22 protein-coding genes are annotated in these 23,759 nt (G+C 69.7%); 8 read left to right on the plus strand and 14 right to left on the minus strand.

The window, feature by feature from the left end; all coding sequences use genetic code 11:
* Window positions 1-8: 8 nt before the first annotated feature.
* The 10 genes from INQ48_40440 to INQ48_40485 all read right to left on the minus strand — a co-directional run bounded on the left by INQ48_40440 (window position 9) and on the right by INQ48_40485 (window position 11,846).
* Window positions 9-839 (minus strand): phosphoenolpyruvate hydrolase family protein, encoded by an 831-nt coding sequence (locus INQ48_40440; GenBank protein QRF61636.1) that lies wholly within the window; start codon window positions 837-839, stop codon window positions 9-11.
* A 31-nt stretch (window positions 840-870) separates the two neighbouring features.
* A complete protein-coding gene (locus INQ48_40445) occupies window positions 871-3,123 on the minus strand; it encodes an ABC transporter permease (protein QRF61637.1) in 2,253 nt (750 codons plus the stop codon).
* Window positions 3,123-3,944 carry an ABC transporter ATP-binding protein gene (locus INQ48_40450; protein ID QRF61638.1) on the minus strand — a complete coding sequence of 274 codons (822 nt, stop codon included), beginning with the start codon at window positions 3,942-3,944 and terminating at the stop codon, window positions 3,123-3,125. Before INQ48_40450 ends, INQ48_40445 begins: the two co-directional genes overlap by 1 nt.
* 156 nt (window positions 3,945-4,100) lie before the next feature.
* On the minus strand, window positions 4,101-5,363 hold the full coding sequence (locus INQ48_40455; GenBank protein QRF61639.1) for an ABC transporter substrate-binding protein: 1,263 nt from the start codon (window positions 5,361-5,363) through the stop codon (window positions 4,101-4,103).
* Window positions 5,364-5,379: 16 nt separating this feature from the next.
* Window positions 5,380-6,534 (minus strand): branched-chain amino acid ABC transporter permease, encoded by a 1,155-nt coding sequence (locus INQ48_40460; protein ID QRF61640.1) that lies wholly within the window; start codon window positions 6,532-6,534, stop codon window positions 5,380-5,382.
* A gap of 61 nt (window positions 6,535-6,595) precedes the next feature.
* Window positions 6,596-7,546 carry a branched-chain amino acid ABC transporter permease gene (locus INQ48_40465; protein QRF61641.1) on the minus strand — a complete coding sequence of 317 codons (951 nt, stop codon included), beginning with the start codon at window positions 7,544-7,546 and terminating at the stop codon, window positions 6,596-6,598.
* The gene (locus INQ48_40470) at window positions 7,543-8,838 is read right to left on the minus strand and encodes an amidohydrolase family protein (GenBank protein ID QRF61642.1); all 1,296 of its coding nucleotides are present in this window, start codon (window positions 8,836-8,838) and stop codon (window positions 7,543-7,545) included. The genes INQ48_40465 and INQ48_40470 overlap by 4 nt, the downstream gene beginning before the upstream one ends.
* A gap of 28 nt (window positions 8,839-8,866) precedes the next feature.
* The gene (locus INQ48_40475; GenBank protein QRF61643.1) at window positions 8,867-10,174 is read right to left on the minus strand and encodes an amidohydrolase family protein; all 1,308 of its coding nucleotides are present in this window, start codon (window positions 10,172-10,174) and stop codon (window positions 8,867-8,869) included.
* Window positions 10,175-10,176: 2 nt separating this feature from the next.
* On the minus strand, window positions 10,177-10,974 hold the full coding sequence (locus tag INQ48_40480) for an alpha/beta fold hydrolase (GenBank protein ID QRF61644.1): 798 nt from the start codon (window positions 10,972-10,974) through the stop codon (window positions 10,177-10,179).
* Entirely contained in the window at window positions 10,971-11,846 is an 876-nt protein-coding gene (locus tag INQ48_40485) for a fumarylacetoacetate hydrolase family protein (GenBank protein QRF61645.1), read from the minus strand. Before INQ48_40485 ends, INQ48_40480 begins: the two co-directional genes overlap by 4 nt.
* Before the next feature lie 770 nt (window positions 11,847-12,616).
* Here INQ48_40485 and INQ48_40490 point away from each other — a divergent pair.
* The 3 genes from INQ48_40490 (at window position 12,617) to INQ48_40500 (ending at window position 15,153) form a co-directional block, all read left to right on the plus strand.
* Window positions 12,617-13,567, plus strand: a complete 951-nt coding sequence (locus INQ48_40490; GenBank protein QRF63185.1) for an alpha/beta hydrolase — start codon at window positions 12,617-12,619, stop codon at window positions 13,565-13,567.
* Between the two features lie 144 nt (window positions 13,568-13,711).
* The gene (locus INQ48_40495; protein ID QRF61646.1) at window positions 13,712-14,734 is read left to right on the plus strand and encodes an alpha/beta hydrolase; all 1,023 of its coding nucleotides are present in this window, start codon (window positions 13,712-13,714) and stop codon (window positions 14,732-14,734) included.
* A 32-nt stretch (window positions 14,735-14,766) separates the two neighbouring features.
* Window positions 14,767-15,153 carry a response regulator gene (locus INQ48_40500; GenBank protein ID QRF61647.1) on the plus strand — a complete coding sequence of 129 codons (387 nt, stop codon included), beginning with the start codon at window positions 14,767-14,769 and terminating at the stop codon, window positions 15,151-15,153.
* A 14-nt stretch (window positions 15,154-15,167) separates the two neighbouring features.
* Here INQ48_40500 and INQ48_40505 read toward each other — a convergent pair whose 3' ends face one another.
* Together INQ48_40505 and INQ48_40510 are read right to left on the minus strand one after the other, a co-directional pair.
* The gene (locus INQ48_40505; protein ID QRF61648.1) at window positions 15,168-16,271 is read right to left on the minus strand and encodes an NAD(P)-dependent alcohol dehydrogenase; all 1,104 of its coding nucleotides are present in this window, start codon (window positions 16,269-16,271) and stop codon (window positions 15,168-15,170) included.
* A 59-nt stretch (window positions 16,272-16,330) separates the two neighbouring features.
* On the minus strand, window positions 16,331-17,836 hold the full coding sequence (locus tag INQ48_40510; protein ID QRF61649.1) for an aldehyde dehydrogenase family protein: 1,506 nt from the start codon (window positions 17,834-17,836) through the stop codon (window positions 16,331-16,333).
* A 174-nt stretch (window positions 17,837-18,010) separates the two neighbouring features.
* On the opposite strand from INQ48_40510, the gene INQ48_40515 reads away from it, so the two are divergent.
* Entirely contained in the window at window positions 18,011-19,021 is a 1,011-nt protein-coding gene (locus INQ48_40515; protein QRF61650.1) for an AraC family transcriptional regulator, read from the plus strand.
* A gap of 56 nt (window positions 19,022-19,077) precedes the next feature.
* A complete protein-coding gene (locus INQ48_40520; GenBank protein ID QRF61651.1) occupies window positions 19,078-19,569 on the plus strand; it encodes a GNAT family N-acetyltransferase in 492 nt (163 codons plus the stop codon).
* Between the two features lie 35 nt (window positions 19,570-19,604).
* Here the strand turns inward: INQ48_40520 and INQ48_40525 are convergent, their stop codons facing one another.
* Window positions 19,605-20,501, minus strand: coding sequence for a LysR family transcriptional regulator (locus INQ48_40525; protein QRF61652.1), 897 nt, complete (start codon window positions 20,499-20,501; stop codon window positions 19,605-19,607).
* A 107-nt stretch (window positions 20,502-20,608) separates the two neighbouring features.
* Between INQ48_40525 and INQ48_40530 the strand changes: the two genes are divergently transcribed.
* Both INQ48_40530 and INQ48_40535 read left to right on the plus strand, forming a co-directional pair.
* Window positions 20,609-21,475, plus strand: a complete 867-nt coding sequence (locus tag INQ48_40530; protein QRF61653.1) for an NmrA/HSCARG family protein — start codon at window positions 20,609-20,611, stop codon at window positions 21,473-21,475.
* Window positions 21,476-21,513: 38 nt separating this feature from the next.
* On the plus strand, window positions 21,514-21,987 hold the full coding sequence (locus INQ48_40535; GenBank protein ID QRF61654.1) for a DUF1857 family protein: 474 nt from the start codon (window positions 21,514-21,516) through the stop codon (window positions 21,985-21,987).
* Window positions 21,988-22,064: 77 nt separating this feature from the next.
* Here INQ48_40535 and INQ48_40540 read toward each other — a convergent pair whose 3' ends face one another.
* Entirely contained in the window at window positions 22,065-22,718 is a 654-nt protein-coding gene (locus INQ48_40540; GenBank protein ID QRF61655.1) for a hydrolase, read from the minus strand.
* A 151-nt stretch (window positions 22,719-22,869) separates the two neighbouring features.
* Between INQ48_40540 and INQ48_40545 the strand changes: the two genes are divergently transcribed.
* Entirely contained in the window at window positions 22,870-23,751 is an 882-nt protein-coding gene (locus tag INQ48_40545) for a LysR family transcriptional regulator (GenBank protein ID QRF61656.1), read from the plus strand.
* Window positions 23,752-23,759 lie beyond the last annotated feature (8 nt).

Below are 23,759 nucleotides of genomic sequence, written 5' to 3' on the forward strand. Positions count from 1 at the left end.
TCTCCTGGTTATCGCGTGATCTGAACGAAGCGGCGCGTGGTCTCGGTCAGCGCCACCTCCGCGGGCAGGCGCTCCATCGAGCTGGCGCCATAGAAGCCGTCGCAGGCGGGGCAGCGCGCGAGCACGTACTGCGCATCCTCCGGCGTGGCGATGGGGCCGCCGTGAAAGAGCACGATCACCCCCGGGTTCACTTCCTGCGCGGCCGCGGCCCAGCGGTTGATCAGCGGCACGCAGTCGTCGAGCTTGAGCGCCGTCTCGGCGCCGATCGCGCCGCCGGTGGTCAGTCCCAGGTGGCAGACCACGATGTCGGCACCCGCGCCGGCCATGGCGCGCGCATCGGCCTCGCTGAAGACATAGGGCGTGGTCAGCAGGTCGAGGGCACGCGCGCGGGCCACGAGCTCGACCTCGAGGCCGTAGCCCATGCCGGTCTCCTCGAGGTTGGCGCGGAAGGTGCCGTCGATCAGGCCCACGGTCGGAAAGTTCTGGATGCCCGAGAAGCCCAGCGCGATCAGCCGGTGCAGGAACTCGTCGGGGATCATGAACGGGTCGGTGCCGTTCACGCCCGCGAGCACCGGCGTGTGCTTGACCACCGGCAGCACCTCGCGCGCCATCTCGCAGACGATCTCGTTGGCATTGCCGTAGGCCATCAGCCCCGCGAGCGAGCCGCGCCCGGCCATGCGGTAGCGGCCCGAGTTGTAGATCACGATCAGGTCGATGCCGCCGGCTTCCTCGCACTTGGCCGACAGGCCGGTGCCGGCGCCGCCGCCGATCAGCGGCCGGCCCGAGGCGATCTTGGCGCGGAAGCGCTCCAGCAGCGCGGTGCGTGAGATGCGGGTCATGGTGGTAGGCTCCTCCTCGGTTGTTCTTGGCTCATGCCCGGCGCGCGCCGGGCGTGGCCCGCGAGACCTCGCGCCAGGCCTCGACCAGCGCATCGGCGAAGGCTTCGTCGTTGATGTGCAGCGGCAGCCGCTTGAGCTGGCGGTTCGGCCCGGGCCGGAAGCCGGCCTCGAGCGCCGCGAACAGCGCGCGGTCGGCCTCGGGGTCGTGGAAGGGCTGGCCCGGCCGGTCGATGGCCGAGACGCCGCCTTCGGGGATGAGGAAGCGCACCGGTCCGCGCATCGCGTTGAGCTTGGCGGCGATGAATTCGCCGATGGCGCGGCACTCGTCGGCCGTGGTGCGCATCAAGGTCACCGTCGTGTTGTGGCGGTAGAGATTGCGCGCCCGGAAGCGCTCGGGCACGGTCTCCCAGGCGCCGAAGTTCACAATGTCGAGCGCGCCGCACGAGCCCACGTAGGGCAGGGCGTGGCGCGCGAACACGTCGAGCCGGTCGGGCCCGGCCGACAGCACGCCGCCCGCGATCTCGTCGGCCACCTCGGTGGTCGACACGTCGATCGCGCCCGCGAGCAGGCCCGAGTCCGCGAGCTTCTCCATCGACTGGCCGCCCACGCCGGTGGCGTGGAACACCAGGCAGTCCCAGTCGTCCTCGAGCCGCCGCGTCACGGCCTGCACGCAGGGCGTGGTCACGCCGAACATGGTGAGGCCGATGGCGGGCCGGGTCACGGCCGAGACCGAGGCCGGATGCGCCACCATGCCGGCCAGTGCATTGGCCGCGTTCGACAGCACGCTCTCGCTGATGCGGTTGATGCCCTGCACGTCGGTGACCGAATACATCATGCAGATGTCGCTCGGGCCCACGTAGGGCCGCGTGTCGCCGCTGGCCATGGTCGAGACCATGAGCTTGGGCACGCCGATCGGCAGCGCGCGCATGCCCTGCGTGGCCATCGAGGTGCCGCCCGAGCCGCCGGCCGAGATCAGGCCGCCGAGGTCGCGCCGCGTGCGCAGGAAGGCTTCGAAGGCCAGGCCCATGGCGGCGGTGGCGCTGCCGCGGTCGCCGCTGAACACCGCCGACTCGCCCTTGGGATGGTGGCGCGCCACCTCGCGCGGATGCACGCTCGCGGTCGAGGGCTTGCCCGAGGTCGAGAGGTCGACCGTGACCACGCGCAGGCCCAGCCGCTCGATGCACTGGCGCAGGAAGAACAGCTCGCGGCTCTTGGTGTCGAAGGTGCCGGCCACGTAGGCCGCGCGCACGCTGCTCGCGGCCACCGGGAAGTCGAACACCTGGCCCGAGGCCGCCGCGGGCTGTGCCGGTTCGGGCGCGGGCTCGGGCGGTGCGATCAGGCGCGGGATGTCGGCCGCGGGCGCGGCCGTGCCGCCGGCATTCCAGCGCGTGAAGCCGCGCACGCTGGCCGGCGCGAGGTCATCGAGCGAGGGTGCGCCGTCGCCATGGGCGCGGCGCACGGTGTAGACGCGCGGCGCGTTGTCGCGGCCGTCGTCCTCGCCCATGCGCGGTGCCGGCTGCTCCGCCTCGGCCTCGTCGCCATGGCCGCCCGAGCGCACGCCCAAAAGCTTCTCCTGCAGCTCGCGGTCGGCCGCGAGTTCGGCCGCCGGCATCTCGCGCGCGATGCGGCCGTTGACCATCAGCCCGATGCGGTCGGCCACCGAGATCGCCACGCCGAGGTTCTGCTCGATCAGCAGCACCGCGATGCTGCCCTCGGCCGCGAGGTCGCGCAGCGCCTGCGCCACCTGGTCGACGATGACCGGCGCCAGGCCCTCGGTCGGCTCGTCCATCACCAGCAGCTTGGGGTTCAGCAGCAGTGCGCGGCCGATCGCGAGCATCTGCTGCTCGCCGCCCGAGAGCTGGGCACCGCCATTGCCGCGCCGCTCGGCCAGCCGCGGGAACATCGCATAGACGCGGTCGACCTCGCGCCGGCGGCTCGCCACCAGCCGCAGCGTCTCGTCGACCGAGAGCGAGGGCCACACGCGCCGGCCCTGCGGCACGTAGGCGATGCCGCGGCGCGTGATCTCGTTGGGCGCCAGGCCCAGGATCCCCTCACCCCCGAAGCGCACGCTGCCGCGCGCCGGCACCAGGCCGGTGAGCGCGTTGCACAGCGTGGTCTTGCCCATGCCGTTGCGTCCGACGATGCCGAGCACGCCGCGCTCGAGCGACAGGCTCACGCCCTGCAGCGCATGGGCGCGGCCGTAGTAGACGTCGAGGCCCTCGACCACCAGCGCGGTGGATCGGCCAGCCGCCGTGTCGCGATCGCCGCCGCCGAACCAGGCCATCAGTGCTTGCTCCCCATGTAGATCGCCTGCACCTGCGCATCGCCCTCGATCTCGGCCGGGCTGCCGGTGCGCAGCACGCGGCCGTTGTGCATCACCGTCACGCGGTCGACCACGCGCAGCGCGATGTCCAGGTCGTGCTCGATCAGCACGAAGCTCATGTGCGCGGGCAGCGAGGTCAGCAGCGCCACCAGCTCGCGCCGCTCGGCCGGCGAGAGGCCGGCCGCGGGCTCGTCGAACAGGATCAGCCGCGGCGCGCCGGCCAGCGCCATGCCGATCTCGAGCTGGCGCTGCTGGCCGTGCGCGAGGTTGGCCACCTTCTCGTCGGCGATGTGCGACAGGCGCGCGCGCTCGAGCAGGTCCTCGGTCGCGCGCGTGCTCGCATGGCCGGCGCCGGGCCGGCGGAAGCTGAAGCGGCCGCTGGCCACGCCGCGCACCGCGAGGAACAGGTTGTCGCGCACCGAGAGGTCGCGAAACAGCAGCGAGGACTGGTAGGTGCGCCGCAGGCCCTTGCGGATGCGGTCCTGCGGCGGCAGGTCGGTGATGTCCTCGCCGAAGAAATGGATGCGTCCCGCGGTCGGCGGGAAGTCGCCCGTGATGGCGTTGAACAGCGTGGTCTTGCCGGCGCCGTTCGATCCGAGGATGGCGTACTTCTGGCCCGCAGTGACCGCGAGCGAGACGCCGTCGACCGCGCGCAGCGCACCGAAGGCGCGCGTCACGCCGTCCAGGCGCAGCGCGTCGCCCGACAGGAGCTGGGTGCTGCCGCCGCGCGCGGGTTGGGGTGCGCGCGAAGCGGGCGGTCGCAGCGTGGTGATGGTGGCCATCTCAGTTCCGTGTGGGGCGATGTCTTGCGCCTTCCCCCTCTGGGGGAAGGTCGGGATGGGGGCGGTGCCCGACGAACGCCGCGCGAACGCGCGGGCCGTCGTGCCCCCACCCCGACCCTCCCCCAGCGGGGGAGGGAGACAGAGCGCACGCGTGGATCACGTGCGGCAGTCCGGCACGTCGCGCGTGCCCATCCCCATCTTCTTGAACTCGGCCTCCGACAGCCCCAGCGTCTGCGAGATGTTCGGCACCGACTTCACGACCTTGTTGTAGAACGAGCCGTCGGGCGCCTTCGTCACCTCGGTGATGTAGGTCGTGCCCACGCCGTTGCGGTTGGCATCGATCTTCACGTCGCCGGCCGGGCCCTTGAAGTTGGTCTTCTGCAGCGCCTCGCGGTAGGCCTTCTGGTTGTTCGACAGGTCGCCCTTGACCGCGTCGAGCGCATCGAGCGTGGCCTTGGTGTTGATGTAGTACAGGTAGGCGAACAGCGACGGGCTCGGGAAGCCGTCCTTGAAGCTGGCCTTGTAGTCGGCCACGAACTTCTTCCACTCGGGCGTGTCGATCGAGTCCGCCATCGGGCCCGCCGAGGCCGTGCCCAGCAGCGATTCGCGGCGCTTGCCCTTGAAGTTCAGCACCGTCTGGTCGACCGTGATCGAGCCGCCGATCATCGGCTTGTCGCCGCCGGCCTGCTCGTACTGGGTCAGGAAGTTCACCGCATCGGAGCCGCCGAGCACCACCACCAGCGCATCGACGTTCTTCGGGATCTTCGCGATCACCGAGGCGTAGTCCTTGGTGCCCAGCGGCACCCAGGCCTTGTCGACCACCTTGCCGCCCTTGGCGCAGTAGCTGGCCATGAAGCCCTGCACCTGCGAGTAGGGGAAGCCGTAGTCCTCGGCGATCAGGAAGGTGCGCTTGTAGCCCTTGGACAGCGCATGCTCGCCCAGGCCCACCATCCACTGCGCGCCCTCGGTGTTGAAGCGGTAGAAGTTGGGCGCCGGGTCCTGCAGCGTCGCGGCCTGCGCGCCGGCCGAGCCGTTGATGAAGGTGACGTTGGGCTGCGTCTTCGCGTAGTTCTTGACCGCGATGCCCTCGTCGCCCGACAGCGGGCCGATCATGATCTGCACCTTGTCCTGCTCGACCGCCTTGCGCGTCGAGTTCACGGCCTTGTCGGGCGTGGCGTCCGACGAGACCTTCACGAACTCGATCTTCTTGCCGCCGGCCATGCCCTTCTTCTCCTTCAGCGCGAGGTCGGCGCCGCGCATGCCGTCCTGGCCCGGCGCCGCGAACGGTCCCTCGAGCGAGGCCAGCAGGCCGATCTTGAGGGTTTCCTGCGCCTGCGCGAGGCCCGCGGCCCCGGCCATCGCGAACAACGCCGCGGCGGCGACGATGCCGCGTCCGAACACCTTCTCGACTCTCTTCATGTCTCGCTCCTTCTGGTCACTGGTGAATGCGGCCTGAGCCACGGGTGGGGAAAGGTGCGCCCAGGCGCGTGCGCAATCGATGCCACAGGCCCAGCAGTCCGTCGGGGGAAAAGAGGACGATCGCGAGGAAGACCCCGCCGATCACGAGATTGAAGCGTTCGCGGTCGACCAGGTCGATGGCGAAGTTCTGCAGCAGCACGAAGACGATCGCGCCGATGAAGGCACCGATGGGGTGCTTCATGCCGCCGAGCACGGCGATGATGAGGATGTTGATCATCGCGCCGATGCCGAGCGTGCCGGGCGAGATGCGGCCGTTGTACCAGACCAGCAGCACGCCGCCGACCGCGGCCAGGAAGCCCGAGACCGCATAGGCCGCGACCCGGTGCGCGGTGACGTCGAAGCCCAGCGCCTGCATGCGGCGCGGGTTGTCGCGGATGCCCTGCAGCGCCACGCCGAAGGGTGCGCGGATCAGGTGCTTGATGAAGAAGTAGCCCGCCACCGAGCAGCCCAGCGTGAGCAGGTAGAAGGGCACGGGCTCGCGCAGGTCGAGCCCGAACACAGTGGGCGCGGCCAGCTTGCTGAAGCCCTGGAAGCCGTTGAACAGCGTGTAGTTCTGCTGCGCGAGGTAGAAGAAGGCCACGCCCACGGCCAGCGTGATCATGATGGTGTAGATGCCCTCGGTGCGCACCGAGAGCCAGCCCACCGCGGCCGAGAACAGCGTGGCCAGCGCCAGCGCGACGATCACCGCGAGCCACCAGGGCCAGCCCAGGCTGATCGCCGTGTTGCTGCTGCTGCCCACGATCGCGACCACGTAGGCCGCGAAGCCCGCCACCGTCATCTGCGCGAGCGAGACCATGCCGCCATAGCCGCCGAGGAAGGTCAGCGACAGCGCGATCAGGCCGAGCGCGAGCGACTGGGCGCCGATCTGGAAGGTGAAGAAGGGCGAGGCGACGAAGGGATAGACCAGCACCAGCAGCGCGACCAGCACATGGCGCCAGCGCACGGGGCGCAGCAGCCTGCCCAGCCAGCGCGGCAGCTCGCCATGGGCCGGCGGCGGTTCGGCGGGTTGCGATGGCGATGCGACCGCGCGCGGCAACGCGGTGACGCGCGCTTCCTGCGCGGGCATCGACCCGCCCGACTTCATGGCGCGGCGCCACTGCGCGGCGCTCACAGGAGTACCTCCGTGCTTCGCACTGCGGTGCGAGCTTGCTTGGGGCGGCCCGGCGCGGCGCTCATGTCGCCTTCCCCATCAGCCCGCGCGGCTTGAACGCCAGCGCGACCACCATGATCACGAAGGTGAAGACCACGCTGTAGGTCGGCGCATAGGCCAGCCCGAACTGCTCGGCCAGCCCGATCAGCAGCGCGCCGATGGCGGCGCCGACCACGCTGCCCATGCCGCCGACGATCACCACCACCAGCGAGGCCAGCAGGTAGCGCGTGTCCTCGCCCGGCGAGATCGACAGGGCAGTGCCGCCGACCACGCCGGCCAGGCCCGCGAGGCCGGCGCCGATCGCGAAGGTCAGCGCGAACACCAGCTGCACGTTGACGCCCGAGGCGGCCAGCATGCCGCGGTCGTCGACGCCGGCACGGATCATCATGCCGATGCGCGTGCGCGCCAGCAGCAGCCACAGGCCCACGCCGATCAGCACCGAGGCCAGCAGCACCACCAGCCGGTAGGTCGGGAACTTCTCGACCAGCGGCAGCGTGGTCGAGCCGTAGATCCACGAGGGCGGATCGAAGGTGTAGATCTCGGCGCCCCAGATCCACAGCATCAGGTCGGCGAACACGATCGACAGGCCGATGGTCACCAGCGTCTGGCGCAGGTCCTGGCCCTGCATGTGGCGAAACACCAGCAGCTGCATCAATAGGCCCAGCACCGCGGCCGCGAGGAAGCCCGCGATCACCGCGAGCACCCAGGAGCCGGTGTGCTCGCCGACGAACCAGCCCACGTAGGCGCCGAACAGGTAGAGCGAGCCGTGCGCGAGGTTCACGTTGCGCATCAGACCGAACACCAGCGTGAAGCCGCTGGCCACGAGGAAGTAGAGCGAGGCCAGCGTGAGCCCGTTGAGCAGCGTCTTGAAGAACAGCGAGGCGTTGTCGGCCACGGCCCAGACCGCGAACACCGCGATCGGCACGCCGAGCACCAGCCACAGGGCCCAGCGCGTGAGGGCGGCGCGCGTCATGCCGCGCGCTCCCAGCCCCGGTCCCAGCCGCGCTCGGACGCGATCGCCGGTGCCTTGGCGAACTCGCCGTCCTTCATCACGGCCAGGATGCGCTTCGCATCGCGCAGGATCGAGAGGTTGGCCAGCGGGTCGCCGTCGACCAGCATCAGGTCGGCGAGGTAGCCCTCCTTGACGAGGCCGAGCTCGTCGGGCCGCATCATGATCTGGCCGCCATAGAGCGTGGTCGAGCGGATCGCCTCCATCGGCGTGAAGCCCAGGTACTTGACGAAGAACTCGAGGTCGCGCGCGTTCTGCGTGTGCGGCGTGAAGGCGAAGCCGTAGTCGCCGCCGGGCAGCACGCGGATGCCGCGCTTGTGCATCTTCGCGAGCGAGACGCAGGCCGCGTCCCATTCGATCTGGTAGCCCATGTCGGCCGCCATCTGGTAGGTCACGCCATAGGGCTCGGCCTCGTGCAGCATGGCGTAGAGGATGGCGATGCCGGGCGCGACGAAGACGCGGTCCTTCGCGGCCTCGAGCATGTCGAGCGCCTCCTCGTCGACGAAGCTCGCGTGGTAGATCAGGTCGATGCCATGGCGCAGCGCCTGCTTCACGCTCTCCGACGAGCGCGCATGCGCCACGCCGCGCTTGCCGCGGATCTTGACCTCGCGCATCGCCGCGGCCACCTCCTCGTCGAGCATCCAGGTGGTTTCCGAGGGCGACTGCGGCGTGAAGTTGTCGCCCGAGAGGTTGAGCTTGATCGAGTCGACGCCGTACTTGAGGAACAGGCGCACCGCCTTGCGCATCTCGTCGGCGCCCGAGATGTTCACGCCGAAGCTGAACTCGGGAAAGGGCAGGTGCGGCAGCGTCTCGTCGCCCAGGCCGCCGAGCACCGTGATCTCCTGGCTCGCCGCGAGGTAGCGCGGCCCGGGGATCTGGCCCGAATTGATCGCGTTGCGGATCACCACGTCGAGCCGCGGCTTGGCGCAGGCCGCGCCCACGCAGGAGGTGAAGCCGGCCTCGAGGTAGCGCTTCGCGACCTTGGCGCACCACAGCACGTGCTCCTCGAGCGGCATGGTCTGGATCGCCGCGAGCGTGGCGGCGTCGTTCCACGAGAAGTGCGTGTGGGCCTCGCACATGCCGGGCATGAGCGTGGCGCCCGCGCCGTCGATCACGGTGGCGCCGCCGGGCGCGATCGGCGCGGTGCTGCGGCCCACCTGCCGGATGCGGTTGCCGCGCACCAGCACGCTGCCGCTGTAGGGGTTCTGCCCCGTGCCGTCGAGGATGCGCACGTTGGTGAAGACGACGTCGGCCATGCGGTGCTCCGGTCGGGGTTCGGAAGGCCTAGGCGGCCCAGCGGGTGGGAGAGGCGACGCGCAGGCCCTGCGCCTGGCGCAGCGGCGGGGCGCGATGGAACTCGCCGTCCTTCATGACGGCCAGGATGCGCGACTTGTCCTGCAGCACCGTGATGTCGGCCAGCGGATCGCCGTCGACGAGCAGGATGTCGGCCAGGTAGCCCTCGCGGATGTAGCCCAGCACCTTGCCCATGCGCATCATCGGGCCGCCCCAGGCGGTGGCCGACAGCAGGGCCTCCATCGGGCTCATGCCCACGTACTTCACGAAGTACTCGAGGTCCTTGGCATTGGTGCCGTGCGGCGTCCAGGCGAAGCCGTAGTCGCCGCCGGGCAGGATGCGGATGCCGCGCTTGCGCATCGCCCGCATGCTCTCCACCGCGGCATCGAGCTCGCGGTGGTAGCCCATCTTCGTGGTGACTTCCTTCGTCAGGCCCCACTGGCTCGCGTGGTGGCAGGTGTTGATCAGCCATGCGAGACCGGGCGCGATGAAGTGCTCCATCTTGTGCGCCTCGAGCAGGTCGAGCGCCTCGCTGTCGGTGAAGCTCGCGTGGTAGATCACCTCGATGCCGTGCTTCACGCACTGCTTGATCGACCAGGTGGAGCGCGCATGCGCGGCCACGCGCTTGCCCCAGGCCTTGGCCTCCTCCACGCAGACGCGGATCTCCTCCTCGGTGAACTGGCTCATCTCGCTGGACATGCCGGTGATCGACTCGCCCGAGAGGTTGATCTTGAGCGAGTCGACGCCGTACTTGGCGAACATGCGCACGCAGCGGCGCATCTCCTCGGCACCGCTGACCACCGCGCCGAAGGCGAACTCGGGCTGCGGCAGGTGCGGCTGCGTGGTGTCGCCGAGCCCGCCGGGCACGGTGATCTCCTGGCTCGCGGCCAGGTAGCGCGGGCCGACGATGGTGCCGTCGTTGATCGCGTTGCGGATCACCACGTCGAGCCGCGGCTTGGCGGTGGCGGCACCCACGCAGCTGGTCCAGCCCATGTCGAGGTAGCGCTTCGCGACCTCGGCGCACCACAGGATGTGCTCCTCGGGCGGCATGCGCTGGATCGCGTCGAGGCTGGGCTGGTCGTTCCACGAGAAATGCGTGTGGGCCTCGACCATGCCGGGCATCAGGAAGGCGCCCGCGCCGTCGATGACCTGGGCGCCATGCACGGGCGCGGAGCGCGCGCCGTGCGAAGTCTTCACGACGCGCGCGATGCGGTTGCCCTGCACCAGCACGTCGCCGGTGAAGGGCGCCTCGCCGCCACCGTCGAAGATGCGGACGTTGGTGAACAGCACGTCGGCCACGGTCAGCTCCTCGCTTGCGCCGCCAGGAATTCGCGCAACTCGCGCTGGCACTCGTCGGGGCGCTCGACGGGTGTCCAATGGCCGCACTTCGGCAGCACCACCACGCGCTTGCTGGCGGCACGGTGCAGCCGGTCGGCCATGGCGCGCACGGCCTGCGGCGGCGCCACGCCGTCCTCGTCGCCGGTCACCAGCAGCACCGCGGCCTCGATGTTCTCCACCGCCGCGGGCTGCGCGCCGGCCAGGGCCTCGCAGCTGCGCGCATAGGCCTCGCCGTCCTGGCGCATCAGGCTCTCGCGCACGAAGGCCACCGCCACCGGCAGCCGCTGGCGCGTGTCGGCCGAGATCGCGCCCTGCAGCAGCGCCTGCGTGATCTCGTGCATGCCCGCCGCGCCGCCGCGCGCCTTGTCGGCGCGGGCCTTCATCGCGGTGCGCGCCGCGTCGGGCGGCGCGATCAGCGGGCCGAACAGCGCGAGGCTCGCCACGCACTTCGGATGCGCCGCGGCGATGTGCTGGCAGACGATGGTGCCCATCGAATGGCCGACCCAGTGCGCGCGCTGGATGCCCAGGCGTTCGCAGACCGACAGCACGGTCGCTACATAGCGCTCGATCGTGAGCGGCCCTTCGGCGCGCTGCGAGCGGCCGCTGCCGGGCAGGTCGATGCGCACCACGCGATGGCGCGCCAGCGCGGGCATCAGCGGCGTGTAGGTGTTCGAGCTGCCGCCCAGGCCATGCACGCAGACGACCACCGGGCCTTCGCCCTCGTCCTCCACCGCGATGCGGTCGATGAGCTGGAAGCTCATGCGAGGGCCTCGAAGCGGTTCTCGATGACGCCGATGCCGTCGATCTCGATGCGCACCGTGTCGCCCCGGCCCAGCCATTGCGGCGGGTCCAGGCCCATGCCCACGCCCGAGGGCGTGCCGGTGGCGATCACGTCGCCCGGATGCAGCGTGATGCCGCGCGAGCAGGTCTCGATCAGCGTCGGGATGTCGAAGATCATGTCGCGCGTCAGGCCGTCCTGGCGCAGCGCGCCGTTGACCCAGCCGCGCACGCGCGTGGCGCGGCCGTCCATCTCGTCGGCGGTCACGATCCACGGGCCCATCGGGCAGAAGGTGTCGAAGCTCTTGCCGAGGTCCCACTGCTGGTGGCGCATCTGCACGTCGCGCGCCGTGACGTCGTTGACGATGGTGTAGCCGAACACGTGCTCCATCGCCTGCGAGCGCGGGATGTCGCGCCCGCCGCGGCCGATGATCACCGCGAGTTCGGATTCGTAGTCGATCTGCACCGATACCGAGGACCGCGGCAGCCGCACCGGATCGTGCGGACCGATCACGCATTCGCCGAGCTTGCCGAACACGATCGGCCACGGATCGCTCTCGGGCATGCTGCTGCGGAACACCGAGCTCGCGAGTTCGGCCGCATGCGCGCGGTAGTTGCGCCCGACGCAGAACAGGCCGCGCAGCGGGCGCGGCAGCGGGGCGCGCAGGGCGATCACCTCGACCGGCAGCCGCGTGCCCGAGGGCTGCGGCAGCGGCTCGTTGCGTGCCAGCGCCTCGATCAGCGGCAGCACGCCGCGCGAGGCGTCGCCCACCGCCAATGGCGTGGCTTCCCGGCCGTCGGCCGAGATCGTGCCCGCATGGTTGCGGCCACCCCAACTCCAGCTTGCGAAGCGCATCGACTTTGTCTCCATATGGCCCCGAGGTCGTCGCGCTGTGCGCCGATCGCCTCGGTGGCTCCGGAAGTCATCTAGGGATTTTTGAGACTTGCGTCTCAAATCTGGGTGCGCGGATCATACGAGCCGTGTCACCATCTCCACAAGACGACTTCCGCATTTCCGAACCCCGTACAAACCCGATGGCAAGACTCAAGCACACACCGAGCGAGGCGCCGCGCGCGCCGGAACGCGGCGTTCGCGCCGCCACCTTCCGCCAGCTGCTGCAGGCCGCGATGGACATCATTCGATTGAAGGGCCACATCCCCTCGGTGGCCGAAGCGGCGGCGCGATCGAATGTGTCGCGCGCTACCGCCTACCGCTACTTTCCGAGCCGCAGCGCGCTGGTCACCGCGGTGGTCGACAGCTCGCTGGGCCCGGTGCGCCAGATGGCCTCGGACAACCCGAACGGCCGCGAGCGGCTGCACGAGCTGTTCTGCCAGACCTTTCCGCGCTTCAAGGAATTCGAGGCGCCGATGCGCGCCGCGGCGCAGCTCTCGCTCGAGCAGTGGGGCCTCGAGCGCGCGGGACTGCTGGCCGAGGAACCGTACCGGCGCGGCCATCGCGTGCGCATCCTCGAGCATGCGCTCGAGCCGATGTCCCCGCTGCTGAGCCCGCGCATGCGCGACCGGCTGCACCATGCCCTCTCGATCGTCTACGGCATCGAGCCCTACGTGGTGCTCAAGGACATCTGGGGCCTCGAGGACCGCGAGGTCGAACGCACCGCGCTGTGGATGGCCGATGCACTGGTCGATGCGGCGCTGCGCGACTCGGCGGCCAAGCGCGCGGCGGCCGAAGCCGCGGCGGCGTCGACACCGCCTCCGGCGCCCGAATGGTTCGATGCGCAGTACAACAACCGCGCGCGCATTTCCGAGCACCCGTCGATCCTGAAATACTGGGCCGATGCGTCGGCGCAGGCGCTGCAGCGGCCCGGATGGATTCGCGACCTGGCCTACGGCGACGACGAGAGCGAGCGGCTCGACATCCTGCCGGCCGCATCGGGTGCCGGGAAGGCGCCGGTTTTCGTCTACATCCACGGCGGCTACTGGCGCGCGCTCGACAAGCGCGACCATGCCTTCCTCGCGCCGCCGCTGGCCGATGCCGGCGCCACCTTCGTGCAGCTCAACTACGCGCTGTGCCCGGCGGTCGACATCGAGCACATCGCGCGGCAGATGGCGCAGGCGCTGGCCTGGGTGCATCGCAACATCGCGGCGCATGGTGGCGATCCGGAGCGCATCGTCGTCGCGGGCCATTCGGCCGGCGGCCACCTCGCCACCATGCTGCTGGCCTGCGACTGGCAGCGCGTTGCGCCCGACCTGCCGCGCGATCTCGTCAAGTCGGCGCTGCCGATCTCGGGCGTCTACGAACTCGAGCCCCTGCGGCACGCGCCGTTTCTCGCGGCCGACATCGGTCTGACCGAGGCCTCGGCGCTGCGGTTGAGCCCGGCCGCGATGCCCGCGCCGAAGCAGGGCACCCTGGTGACCGTGGTCGGCGGCGACGAGAGCGAGGAGTTCCACCGCCAGGCCGAGCTGATCGCCAGCGCCTGGGGCCGCCGCGTGGTGGTGGGCGCCGAGCGGCCCGCGAACCGCAACCACATGAGCGTGCTGGCCGATCTCGCGGACCCGGCATCGGGCACGCACCGGCGCGCGCTGGGCCTGCTCGGGCTCGCCGGCTCGCCGCGCTGATTCCGGCCCGCGCGCGGACCGCGCGCCCAGTGGGGTCTGGAAGCCCCACGACGTGGCGCGCCCACGTCCGACAAGCCCCCGGGGGGCCCCGCGTCGTACAAGTTGCTCAACCTGCTTCAACTTCAACCCCAGGAGAGCTGACCGATGAGCGACAAGAAGCCCAACCCCGTGATCAATGCGGTGTCCAATGTCGTGGCGGCCCTGCGCGCCGACGACGACCAGATCGCGGTGGCGAAGGCCCACGAATCCCTCGAACCCCAGGCGATCGAGAAACTCACGCCCGAGGAGGCGCGCCGGCAACCGACCGCGGCCGATGCCGTGAAGAAGGTGCTCGAGCGGCAGAACCGCTCGGCTGAGCCCGAGACCCTGGTGCCCGGCGTGACCACGCGCGAGCTGTCGGTGGACGGCGCCACCGGCCCGCTGGCCGCCACGCTCTACACGCCCGCGGGCCAGGGGCCCTTTCCCGTCGTCCTGTATTTCCATGGCGGCGGCTGGGTGATCGCCAACCGGCAGGTGTACGACGGCGGCGCGCGCGGGCTTGCCGCGGCCGCGCAGGCCATGGTGCTGTCGGTCGACTACCGGCTCGCGCCCGAGCACAAGTTCCCGGCCGCATGGGACGACGCGCTGGCCGCCTACCGCTGGCTCGCGGCGAACGCGGCTTCGTTCGGCGGCGATGCCTCGCGCCTCGCGCTCGCGGGCGAGTCGGCCGGCGGCAACCTGGCGGTGGCAACGGCCATCGCCGCGCGCGATGCCGGCCTGAGCGCCCCGCGCCATGTGCTGTCGGTCTACCCGGTCGCGCAGACCAGCCGCAACACCGAGTCCTACCTCGAGAACGCGATCGCCAAGCCGCTCAATCGCGCGATGATGGACTGGTTCTTCACCCATGTGACGCGCAGCGAGCAGGACCTCGACGACCCGCGGCTGTCGCTGGTCGATGCGCCGCTCGCGGGCCTGGCGCCCGTCACCATCGTCAATGCCAGGCTCGATCCGCTGCGCAGCGACGGCGCGAAGCTCGAGAGCGCCCTGCTCGAGGCCGGCGTGGAGGTCGCGCGCCAGGAGTACGAGGGCGTGGCGCACGAGTTCTTCGGCGCCGCGGCGGTGCTCGAGAAGGCCAGGGACGCGCAGGCCTTCGCGGGCGAGCGGCTGCGGCGATCGTTCGCGCGCTGAGCACCCGGAACCCACATGACTGCGAGCACACCATGAGCTTGACCGGCTACCTCGTCGAGGACAACCCCCTGATTCGCGACAGCCTGATCGCGACGCTGGAAGAGCTCGCGCCCGTGCACATGGTCGGCACCGCCGAGACCCAGGCCGAGGCCGTGGCCTGGCTGCACGACGCCGACGGTCAATGGGACGTGGCCGTGGTCGATCTCTTCCTGCGCCACGGCACCGGCTTCGGCGTGCTCATGGGCTGCAGGGACCGCCTGCCGCGCCAGCGCATGGTGATCTTCTCGAACTTCGCGACCCAGGACATGCGCGAGCGCGCGCTGCTGCTGGGTGCCGATGCGGTGTTCGACAAGTCGACGGAGATCGAGGGCCTGCTGCGCTTTCTCGAGGAGACGGAGCGCGCGGTCGACCGGTCCTGAAGGCGAGCGCGTCGTCAGTCGGGAAAGCGCAGCACGGCCTTGATGGTCCGGCCCTGCTCGCCGTCTTCCACCGCCTCGTTGATCTGGTCGAAGGCATAGAACCGGATCAGTTTGTCGAAGGGGAAGCGCCCCTGCCGATACAGCTCGACCAGCTTCGGGATGAACAGGTCCGGCACCGAATCGCCCTCGCAGATGCCGCGGATCTTGCGGCCCAGCAGCAGGCCCCAGGTGTCGAGCCCGATCTCGCTGCCGAATGCGGGCGCGCCGATCATGCCGCACTCGCCCATGATCTGGATCGAGTCGACGGCCTGGCGCAGGGCCGTGAGATTGCCCGAGGTCTCGAGCGAGAACTGGGTTCCGCCGCCACCGGTGATCTCCTGGATGCGCCGCACCGGGTCGGTGGTCCGCGGGTTGACCACATGGGTGGCGCCGAGCTCGAGCGCGAACTGCAGGCGCGCCTCGTTCGGGTCGACGCAGATGCGGATCGCGCACCCGGTCACGTTGGCCGCGAGCAGCGCCGAGAGGCCGACCGAGCCCGCGCCGTAGATGGCGATCGAATCGCCGGCCTGCGGGCGCAGCGAGTTGATGACCGCGCCCGCGCCGGTCTGCACGCCGCAGCCCAGCGGGCCCATGATCTCGAGCGGTACGTCCGACGGGATCTTCACCACGCTGCGTTCGGTGCCCAGGGCGTAGGTCGCGAACGAGGACTGGTTGAAGAAGGCACCGTGCACGACGTCGCCGCCCTTGTGCATGGTGGGCGTTCCGTCCATGCGCGCGAAGCCGAAGTTGGCCTTGAAGAAGTGCCGGCAGTACATGGGCTTGCCGGTCTGGCAGGTGTCGCAGTGGCCGCAGAAGTTGCAGCTCATCACGACGTGGTCGCCGGGCTGGAGCTTGCTCACGCGGCTGCCGACCTGTTCGACGATGCCCGCGCCCTCGTGGCCGTACACCGCGGGAAAGGGCGCGGGCACCACCTGGTCGCGCGGCAGGGTGTCGGTGTGGCACACGCCGCAGCTCTTCATGCGGATGAGCACCTCGTCGTCGCGCGGCGCCTCCAGTTCGATGTCCTCGAGGGTGAACTTGCCACCCTTCTCGCGCATGACGGCGGCTGTGATCTGCATGGGATGACCTCTTTGGGTGACGGGGGATGGGGGAGGGCGAAGGGTTGCGTGTCGCGGGCTCAGGCCTTGGGCGCGAACCAGGGCGCGGCCACCCGCGTCTGGATCGTCACGGCCTTGAGGTGGGTGTACATGTTGAGCGTCTCGTGGCAGTACTCGCTGCCGATCCCGCTCTCCTTGAAGCCGCCGAAGGGCGAGCCGCTCGCGAGGTTGAAGTAGTGGTTGATCCACACCGAGCCGGCCTGCAGCCGTTCGGCCGTGTCCCAGGCGTTGCGCAGGTTGCCGGTGTAGAGGCCGGCGGCCAGGCCGTAGCGCACGCCGTTGGCCTCCTCGATCATCCGGTCGTGGTCCTTCCAGCGGATCACGCTGAGCACCGGGCCGAAGATCTCCTCCTGCGCGATGCGCATGCGGTTGTCGGCCTCGAACACCGTCGGCGCGATGAAGTGGCCGTGGGCCTGCCCCTCGACGGCGATGCGCTGGCCGCCGGTCATCAGCCGCGCGCCTTCGGCCTTGCCGATGCCGATGTAGTTCATCACGCGCTCGCCCTGCTCGGGCGACACGAGGTTCGAGAGCACGGTGTCGGGCGCGAGCGCCGCGCCGACCTTCACGCGCTCCATGCCGGCGACGAGGCGGTCCATCACGGCGTCGTAGACCGCGTCGTGCACGAACAGCCGGGTGCCGGCGAGGCAGGACTGGCCGTTGCAGTACAGGGTCGCGAACATCGCGTTGTCGACCACCGCGTCGATGTCCTCGATGTCGGGAAAGATGATGTTCGGGCTCTTGCCGCCCAGTTCCAGCGACACGGGCACCAGCCGCTCGGCACCGGCGCGCGAGATGATCCGGCCGACCTCGCTGCTGCCCGTGAAGGCCAGCTTCGCCACGCCGGGGTGCGCGGTCAAGGCGGCGCCGGCTTCCTCGCCGAAGCCGGGCACGATGTTGATGACGCCCGGCGGAAAGATCTTCGCGATGTGCCTGCACAGCTCCAGCGTGCTGAGCGAAGCGTTCTCGTCGGGCTTCAGCACCACCGTGTTGCCGGCAGCGATCGCGGGCGCGATCTTGAAGGCCGCCATGATCGCGGGCACGTTCCACGGAATGATCTGGCCGCACACGCCGTAGGGCTCGCGGCGGGCGACCATGTAGCCGCCGGGAATCGGGCGGCCGAATCCCTCGTGCGTGATGGCCGCGGCCGCGAAGTAGCGGTACTGCGAGATCGCGAACTGGTGATCGAGGCCGGTCTCGAAGAGGCGTCGCCCGATGTCGACCGAATCGATGCTTGCGAGGCGCTGCTGGTCGGCCTCCACGGCCGCCGCCAGTTTCAGCAGCAGGGCCGAGCGTTCCTCGGGCGCGGTGGCGCGCCAGGCCGGGAAGGCCCTGGCGGCGGCCCGCACGGCCGCGTCGACCTCGGCGGCGCCGCAGCGGGCAATGCGCGCGATCTGCTCGCCCGTGCCCGAATGCAGGGCCGCGAAGGTCGGGCCGTCGACCGGCTGGAATGCGTTGTCGATGAAGGCACCGTAGGTTTCGGAAAGACCGAGGTCGTGGATCGAGCTCATCAAGGGATTCCTCTGCATGGATGGATGGGGCGCGCGACCGGCCTGGTTTGGCTCGGTCGGCTCGGCTGGCGCCAGTCTTGAGGAAGATGCGGCGCGCCGCGATCCGGAATGCGAAGCGCTATCCGCGATGCGCAGGACGAGGCCTCCGGGCGTTCCCGTATCGCTTTTCCATGCGGGGAACGCACCCCTAGAATGCTCGCGCGGCTGCCGTGCGCACGAGCCGCCACGCAGTCCGTGGAAGGGGCGACCATGCACTATCGAACCCATGATCTCGACGAAGCGATCCACGCCGTGGGCGCCGTGTACTGCCCGCACGAACTCCACCTGGATCGTCGGGCCAGGGCCCTGGACACGCGGTTGAGTGCGACCGAGGCCCGGCCGCTGGCACTGGTCCAGCTGGCCTACGGCGCGCGCGTGGAAGTCGACGCGGGCGAGTTCCCCGGCCTGTTCCTGTTCATGCGCTGCACGGCCGGCGAAGGCACCGTCTCCCAGGGCAACCGCAGCGCCACCTGGCGGGCCGGCACGACGATCCCCGTGTCGGCCGGCCGGCCCACCCGTTTCGATTTCGGCGCCAGCTTCGAGCAGATCACCTTCCGGCCCGATACGGCCGCCTTGGAGGCTTGCTGCGCCAGCCTCGTCGGCCGTCCGCTCGACGATGGACTGAAGTTCGATCCCGTGCCGTTTACGCCGGCGCTCGAGCGTTCATGGTCCGGCGTGTGGGACCTGGTCGATACCCTGCCCGCGGCGCTGCCGGCGCCGGCTTATCGTGCGCTCGAGCAGTTCGTCCTCATGTCGCTGCTCCACGGGCATCCGCACAACTACACGGGCTGGATGCGCGGAGAGCAGCCCGCATCGCGGCCCGCGCGCCTCGCGACCCTGGCCGAGTCGTTCATTCACGACCGCATCGCGGACCTGTCGCTGACGGTGTCCGACATCGCCTCTTCGCTGGGCGTCGGCGTGCGTGCCTTGCAGCTGGCGTTCCAGGCGCACCGCGGCATCACGCCGACGGCCTATGTGCGGCGCATCCGTCTGGCGCAGGTGCGCGAGCGCCTGCTGGACGCGGAAGACGACGACACCGTGACCGACATCGCGTTCGCCCATGGCTTCTTCCACCTGAGCCGTCTCGCGCAGCAGTACAAGGCGCAGTTCGGCGAGTCGCCTTCCGACACCTTGCGCGCACGCCATCGCCGCTCGGCGCGCTGAGCCGCGGCGCGAGTCCGTACCATGGCGGGTTCGCCATCCGCCTCGACCCGCTCTCCATGTCAGACCCCGTTTTCCGCCAAGCCCTTCCTTCCGATGCCGAACGCTGCTACGCGATCGAGATCGGTGCCTACGAAGGCGACGAGGCCGCCACGCTGGCCAAGATCCGCACCCGCATCGCGCAGTACCCGCAGGGCTTCGTCGTCATGGAGCTCGAGGGACAGCTCATCGGCTTCATCAACAGCGGATGCGCGCACGACGTCGTGATGTCGGACGAGGCGTTCAAGGAACTGGTCGGCCACGATGCCGAGGCACCCAACGTCGTGATCATGTCGGTGGTCATCGATCCGCCGTTCCAGGGGCGGGGATACGCCACCGTGATGATGAAGACCTTCGTCGAGCGGATGCGGCGGGCCGGCAAGCGGACGATCCACCTGATGTGCAAGGAGCGGCATGTGGCGCTCTATGAACGCCAGGGGTATCGGTATGTGCGGCCTTCGCCGTCGGACCACGGGGGGATGTCCTGGCACGAGATGGTGATGACGCTGTAACCGACGTGCCGCCGCCGCGGCAGGTCACGAATCCTTCAATCGATGAAGGACGCCAGCTCTTCGGGTGACCCGGTGGGGAATGCCTCCTTCAGGAAGTCCAGGAACGCCGACACGCGCGCGCTCAGGAGCCGACGCGACGGATACAGCGCCCACAGCGCGATCTCGGGTCCCTCGACATCGCCCCACAGCGTGAGCTTTCCCGCGCGCAGGTCATGCGTCACCAGCGACAGCGGCAGCCGCGCGGCGCCCACGCCCGCCCTGGCCGCGTCGCGGACCATGAACAACGAGGACAGGCGCAGCACGGGTTTCGCGGCGATGCGCTTCGTGCCCGAACGACTGCGCATCTCCCAGGTCACGGTCTCGTCTCCCGTGCCGCCTTCGCGCAGCACGGCCGGCACCGGCGCCTTGCCCGCCGGCCGCGCAAGCGTCGGACTCGCGACCACCACGAGCCGGTCCCTGAGAAAGATCCGGCCCACCAGTTGCGCATCGGGGTCCGGATTCACCCGGATCACCACGTCATAGCCCTCCTCGACCATGTCGACGGCCCGGTCCTCGGTCGTCACCTCCAGCTGAACCTCGCCGTGCTTCAGCGCGAAACGCGCGGCGAGCTTGCCCATCGCGGCCTGCGAGAACAGCAGCGGCGCGCTCACCCTCAATCGGCCGCGCGGTGCCTGGCCGCCCGACGCGATCTCCGCGGCGGTTTCGTCGATCTCGGTGAGCAGCACGCTGGTTCGCTCGTAGAGGGCACGGCCTTCCTCGGTGAGCTTGAGGGTGCGCGCGCCGCGCTCCAGCAGGCGCAGGCCGAGCTCGCTTTCGAGGTCGGCGACCCGGCGCGACAGCGTCGCCTTGGGCCGACCGGATTCGCGGGCCGCGCGCCCGAAGCCCCCGTGGCGCGCCACGAGGTTGAAGTCGGCGAGGGCAAGAAAGTCCATGGTCCTGGATGTTCCATTGATGAGACGAGGTGTCCAAATATACGGGCTATCGGATCATCCATGGAACTCGGAAGATCAAGGCTCCTTCAACGAACCGGAGCCATTCCATGACCATCCTCATCACCGGCGCGAGCGGAAACATCGGCCGCCAAGTCGTCCAGCAACTCGCCGACCGCGGCGCCACCGTGCGAGCGCTCGTGCGCGATCCATCGAAAGTCGCGTTCCCCGCAGGCGTGGAGGTCGCGCAGGGCGACCTGCTCGACGTGGACGCGATGCGCCGCGCCCTGGCGGGCGTCTCCACCCTGTTCCTGCTCAACGGCGTCGTGCCCGACGAGTTCACGCAGGCCCTGGTCGCGCTCAACCTGGCGCGCGAGGCGGGGATCGAGCGCGTCGTCTACCTGTCCGTGATCCACAGCGACATCTACGTGAACGTCCCGCATTTCGCGGGCAAGTTCGCGGTGGAACGCATGCTCGAGCAGATGGGCTTCGGCGCCACCATCCTGCGGCCGGCCTATTTCATGCAGAACGACCTGACGATCAAGGACGTGGTGCTCGGGCACGGCGTCTACCCGATGCCGATCGGCGGCAAGGGGCTGGCGATGATCGACACGCGCGATATCGCGGAGATCGCCGCCATCGAACTGATGAAGCGCGAGGCGTCCGCACCGCTCGCGCTCGATCGCATCAACCTCGTCGGGCCCGACACGCTGACCGGCCACGACATCGCCGGCATCTGGTCGGATGTGCTGGACCGCCCGATCGCCTATGGCGGCGACGACACCGCCGGCTTCGAGAAGAACCTGCAGAACTTCATGCCGGGCTGGATGGCCTACGACATGCGTCTCATGAGCGAACGCTTCCTGTCGGACGGAATAATCCCGCAGGCCGACGACGTGCAAAGGCTCGTGGCGCTGCTGGGACGGCCGCTGCGCTCGTACCGCGATTTCGCATCCGGCCTCGCCGCCGCGGCCTGAACACCCGATCCACCAACGAACACCAAGGACGCACCGTCATGATCTACTCATCCGCCACGGTCGCCGTGAACCCGCACGGCGAAACCCCGCTCACGCGCGAGCAAGCGTGGAAAGGCCTCGAACTGAAGGCGCGCGACGCACGCCTGTTCCTCCCACCCGGCCTGTGCACGCGTTGCGATGTCGTCGAGCAGGGCGCGACCCACTTCGTGCGCGAGGCCACGATCGCCGGCGCCGACCTGCGCGAGATCATCGCCCTGGAGCCGCAGCGCAAGGTCACCTTCTTCCAGGCGAGCGGTCCGCGCGAAGGCGCGATCGTCAACGAGCTGTTCGAGGACGAGGCCGGCGCGTTGCAGCTGCGCTTCTATTGCTACATCGGACTGCGCGGCAAGACGCCGAACGGCCCCGAGGAGCAGGCCGAGCAGGCGATGTTCGACAGCGAGCAGGGCTACCGCAGCGCGCTGCTGTCGACCTTGAAGCGCACGCGCGAACTGCTCGTCCAGGGCCGACTGTGAGGACATGCCGTGGACACGCACCCCGTCATGCGACGGGGTCGAGTTCGCGGATGGTGCGCTGCCATCCCCTTGCGTCCTCAGCCCGCGCTGGCGGGCACCGGCGTGTTGAGCAGCTGCTGCTCCCACAGGTAGGCGATGCCGCTGCCTCCCGCGTGCTGCGTGATCACCTGGGTCAAGGCGGCGGCGCTGTCCGTGCGTGCCCAGTCGCGCTGCCATTCCGAGGCGACCGCGAGCCAGGTGAGCATGTTCGCGCCGGCCGCGATCATGCGCTGGATCGCGACCTGGTGCGCCTCGACCGAGACGCCGCCCGACGCATCGGTGACCACGGTGACGTCCCAGCCTTCGCCGAGGGCCTGGATCGTCGGCATCGCGACGCAGACCTCGGTCCACAGGCCCGCGATGATCAGTTGCTTGCGGCCCGTGGCCTTGACCGCGTCGACCACGGTCTTGTCCTGCCAGGTGTTGATGAAGGTGCGGTCGATGACCTCCTGCCCGGGAAACACATCGGTGAGCTGCGGAAAGAGCAGGCCGCCGCGCTCGGCGATCACGCTCGTCAGGATGGTGGGAACGCCGAAGGCCTTGGCGGCCTTCGCGAGGCCGACGGTGTTGTTGACGACCATCTGCGGTTCGTGACTGTTCAGGTTCGCGAGCTGGTAGGGCTGGTGGTCGATCAGGACGAGGACCGAGTCTTCGGGACGAAGAAGCGAAGAAAGGCCGTTGCGAGAAGTCATTGCTGGTTCCTGTGTTGCCGCTGTTGCGGGATGGGTTCGAGACGACGAGTTCGCTCGTGGCGACGTCGTCCGCAGGGAGTATTGCGATCCAGCGCTTCGCCCGGTAGTACCATCTTTCGGCGAACTGTGTCGCGATTGGAGGAACGCCAGCTTGGACATCGAGGACCTGCGTACATTCGTCGAAGTGGCCAGTGCCGGAGGTGTCTCGCCGGCCGCGGTGCGCCTGGGTATCTCCAAGTCGATGGTGAGCCGGCGGCTGCTTCGGCTCGAAGCCGAACTGGGTGTTCAACTGCTCGCGCGATCCACGCGCGGCGCCGCGCTCACGGAAGCGGGCAGCACCTTCCGCGACTACGCGGCCAAGGTCTGCATCGACATCGACACGGCCATGGAGACGATCCTGCCCGCGGGCGAGCTTCGCGGCCGCCTGAGGATCGCGGTGCCGTTGAGCTTCGGCCCGACCCACTTCGCGCCCATGCTCGCCGAGATGGCGAAGCGCCATCCCCAGCTCCACATCCAGACCTGCTACAGCGACCGGTTCGTCGACCTCATCGCCGAAGGCTTCGATTGCGCGATCCGCGTCGGCTATCTCGAGGACTCCAACCTCATCGCGCGCAGCGTCGGCCCCATCCACGGCAAGCTCGTGGCGAGCCCGGACTACATCAGCGAGCACGGGTCGCCCGAGACGCCGGACGAACTCGTTGCCCATGAGGCGCTGATGCAGGGCACCGAGGCCTGGCAACTGACGGATGGCGACCGGATCATCACGGTCCGACCGCAGGGGCGATTCAAGGCCGACAACGGCACGGCACTGGTCGCCGCCGCGGTGGCGGGCCTCGGCATCGCCTATGTGCCGGACTGGCTCACGCACGAATACATCGCCGCCGGCACGCTGGTGCCGGTCATGACGCGCTATCCGCCGCCACCCGCGGGTGCTTACGTCATCCGGCCGCCGGGCCAGCATCCGGCCAGGAAGATACGCGTGCTGACCGAGCTGCTGGTCGAGCACTGCGAGCGGTTGTCGCACCCCGGCTGAGCGGGTGC

The sequence above is a fragment of the Variovorax paradoxus genome (assembly GCA_016806145.1).
GTDB lineage: Bacteria > Pseudomonadota > Gammaproteobacteria > Burkholderiales > Burkholderiaceae_C > Variovorax.

Excerpts from the sequence above, each read along its gene's own strand:
- INQ48_40440 (QRF61636.1), bottom strand. The coding sequence starts at position 839 with ATGACCCGCATCTCACGCACCGCGCTGCTGGAGCGCTTCCGCGCCAAG.
- INQ48_40445 (QRF61637.1), bottom strand. The coding sequence starts at position 3,123 with ATGGCCTGGTTCGGCGGCGGCGATCGCGACACGGCGGCTGGCCGATCC.
- INQ48_40450 (QRF61638.1), bottom strand. The coding sequence starts at position 3,944 with ATGGCCACCATCACCACGCTGCGACCGCCCGCTTCGCGCGCACCCCAA.
- INQ48_40455 (QRF61639.1), bottom strand. The coding sequence starts at position 5,363 with ATGAAGAGAGTCGAGAAGGTGTTCGGACGCGGCATCGTCGCCGCCGCG.
- INQ48_40465 (QRF61641.1), bottom strand. The coding sequence starts at position 7,546 with ATGACGCGCGCCGCCCTCACGCGCTGGGCCCTGTGGCTGGTGCTCGGC.
- INQ48_40470 (QRF61642.1), bottom strand. The coding sequence starts at position 8,838 with ATGGCCGACGTCGTCTTCACCAACGTGCGCATCCTCGACGGCACGGGG.
- INQ48_40480 (QRF61644.1), bottom strand. The coding sequence starts at position 10,974 with ATGAGCTTCCAGCTCATCGACCGCATCGCGGTGGAGGACGAGGGCGAA.
- INQ48_40485 (QRF61645.1), bottom strand. The coding sequence starts at position 11,846 with ATGCGCTTCGCAAGCTGGAGTTGGGGTGGCCGCAACCATGCGGGCACG.
- INQ48_40490 (QRF63185.1), top strand. The coding sequence starts at position 12,617 with ATGGCCGATGCACTGGTCGATGCGGCGCTGCGCGACTCGGCGGCCAAG.
- INQ48_40495 (QRF61646.1), top strand. The coding sequence starts at position 13,712 with ATGAGCGACAAGAAGCCCAACCCCGTGATCAATGCGGTGTCCAATGTC.
- INQ48_40500 (QRF61647.1), top strand. The coding sequence starts at position 14,767 with ATGAGCTTGACCGGCTACCTCGTCGAGGACAACCCCCTGATTCGCGAC.
- INQ48_40505 (QRF61648.1), bottom strand. The coding sequence starts at position 16,271 with ATGCAGATCACAGCCGCCGTCATGCGCGAGAAGGGTGGCAAGTTCACC.
- INQ48_40510 (QRF61649.1), bottom strand. The coding sequence starts at position 17,836 with ATGCAGAGGAATCCCTTGATGAGCTCGATCCACGACCTCGGTCTTTCC.
- INQ48_40515 (QRF61650.1), top strand. The coding sequence starts at position 18,011 with ATGCTCGCGCGGCTGCCGTGCGCACGAGCCGCCACGCAGTCCGTGGAA.
- INQ48_40520 (QRF61651.1), top strand. The coding sequence starts at position 19,078 with ATGTCAGACCCCGTTTTCCGCCAAGCCCTTCCTTCCGATGCCGAACGC.
- INQ48_40525 (QRF61652.1), bottom strand. The coding sequence starts at position 20,501 with ATGGACTTTCTTGCCCTCGCCGACTTCAACCTCGTGGCGCGCCACGGG.
- INQ48_40530 (QRF61653.1), top strand. The coding sequence starts at position 20,609 with ATGACCATCCTCATCACCGGCGCGAGCGGAAACATCGGCCGCCAAGTC.
- INQ48_40535 (QRF61654.1), top strand. The coding sequence starts at position 21,514 with ATGATCTACTCATCCGCCACGGTCGCCGTGAACCCGCACGGCGAAACC.
- INQ48_40540 (QRF61655.1), bottom strand. The coding sequence starts at position 22,718 with ATGACTTCTCGCAACGGCCTTTCTTCGCTTCTTCGTCCCGAAGACTCG.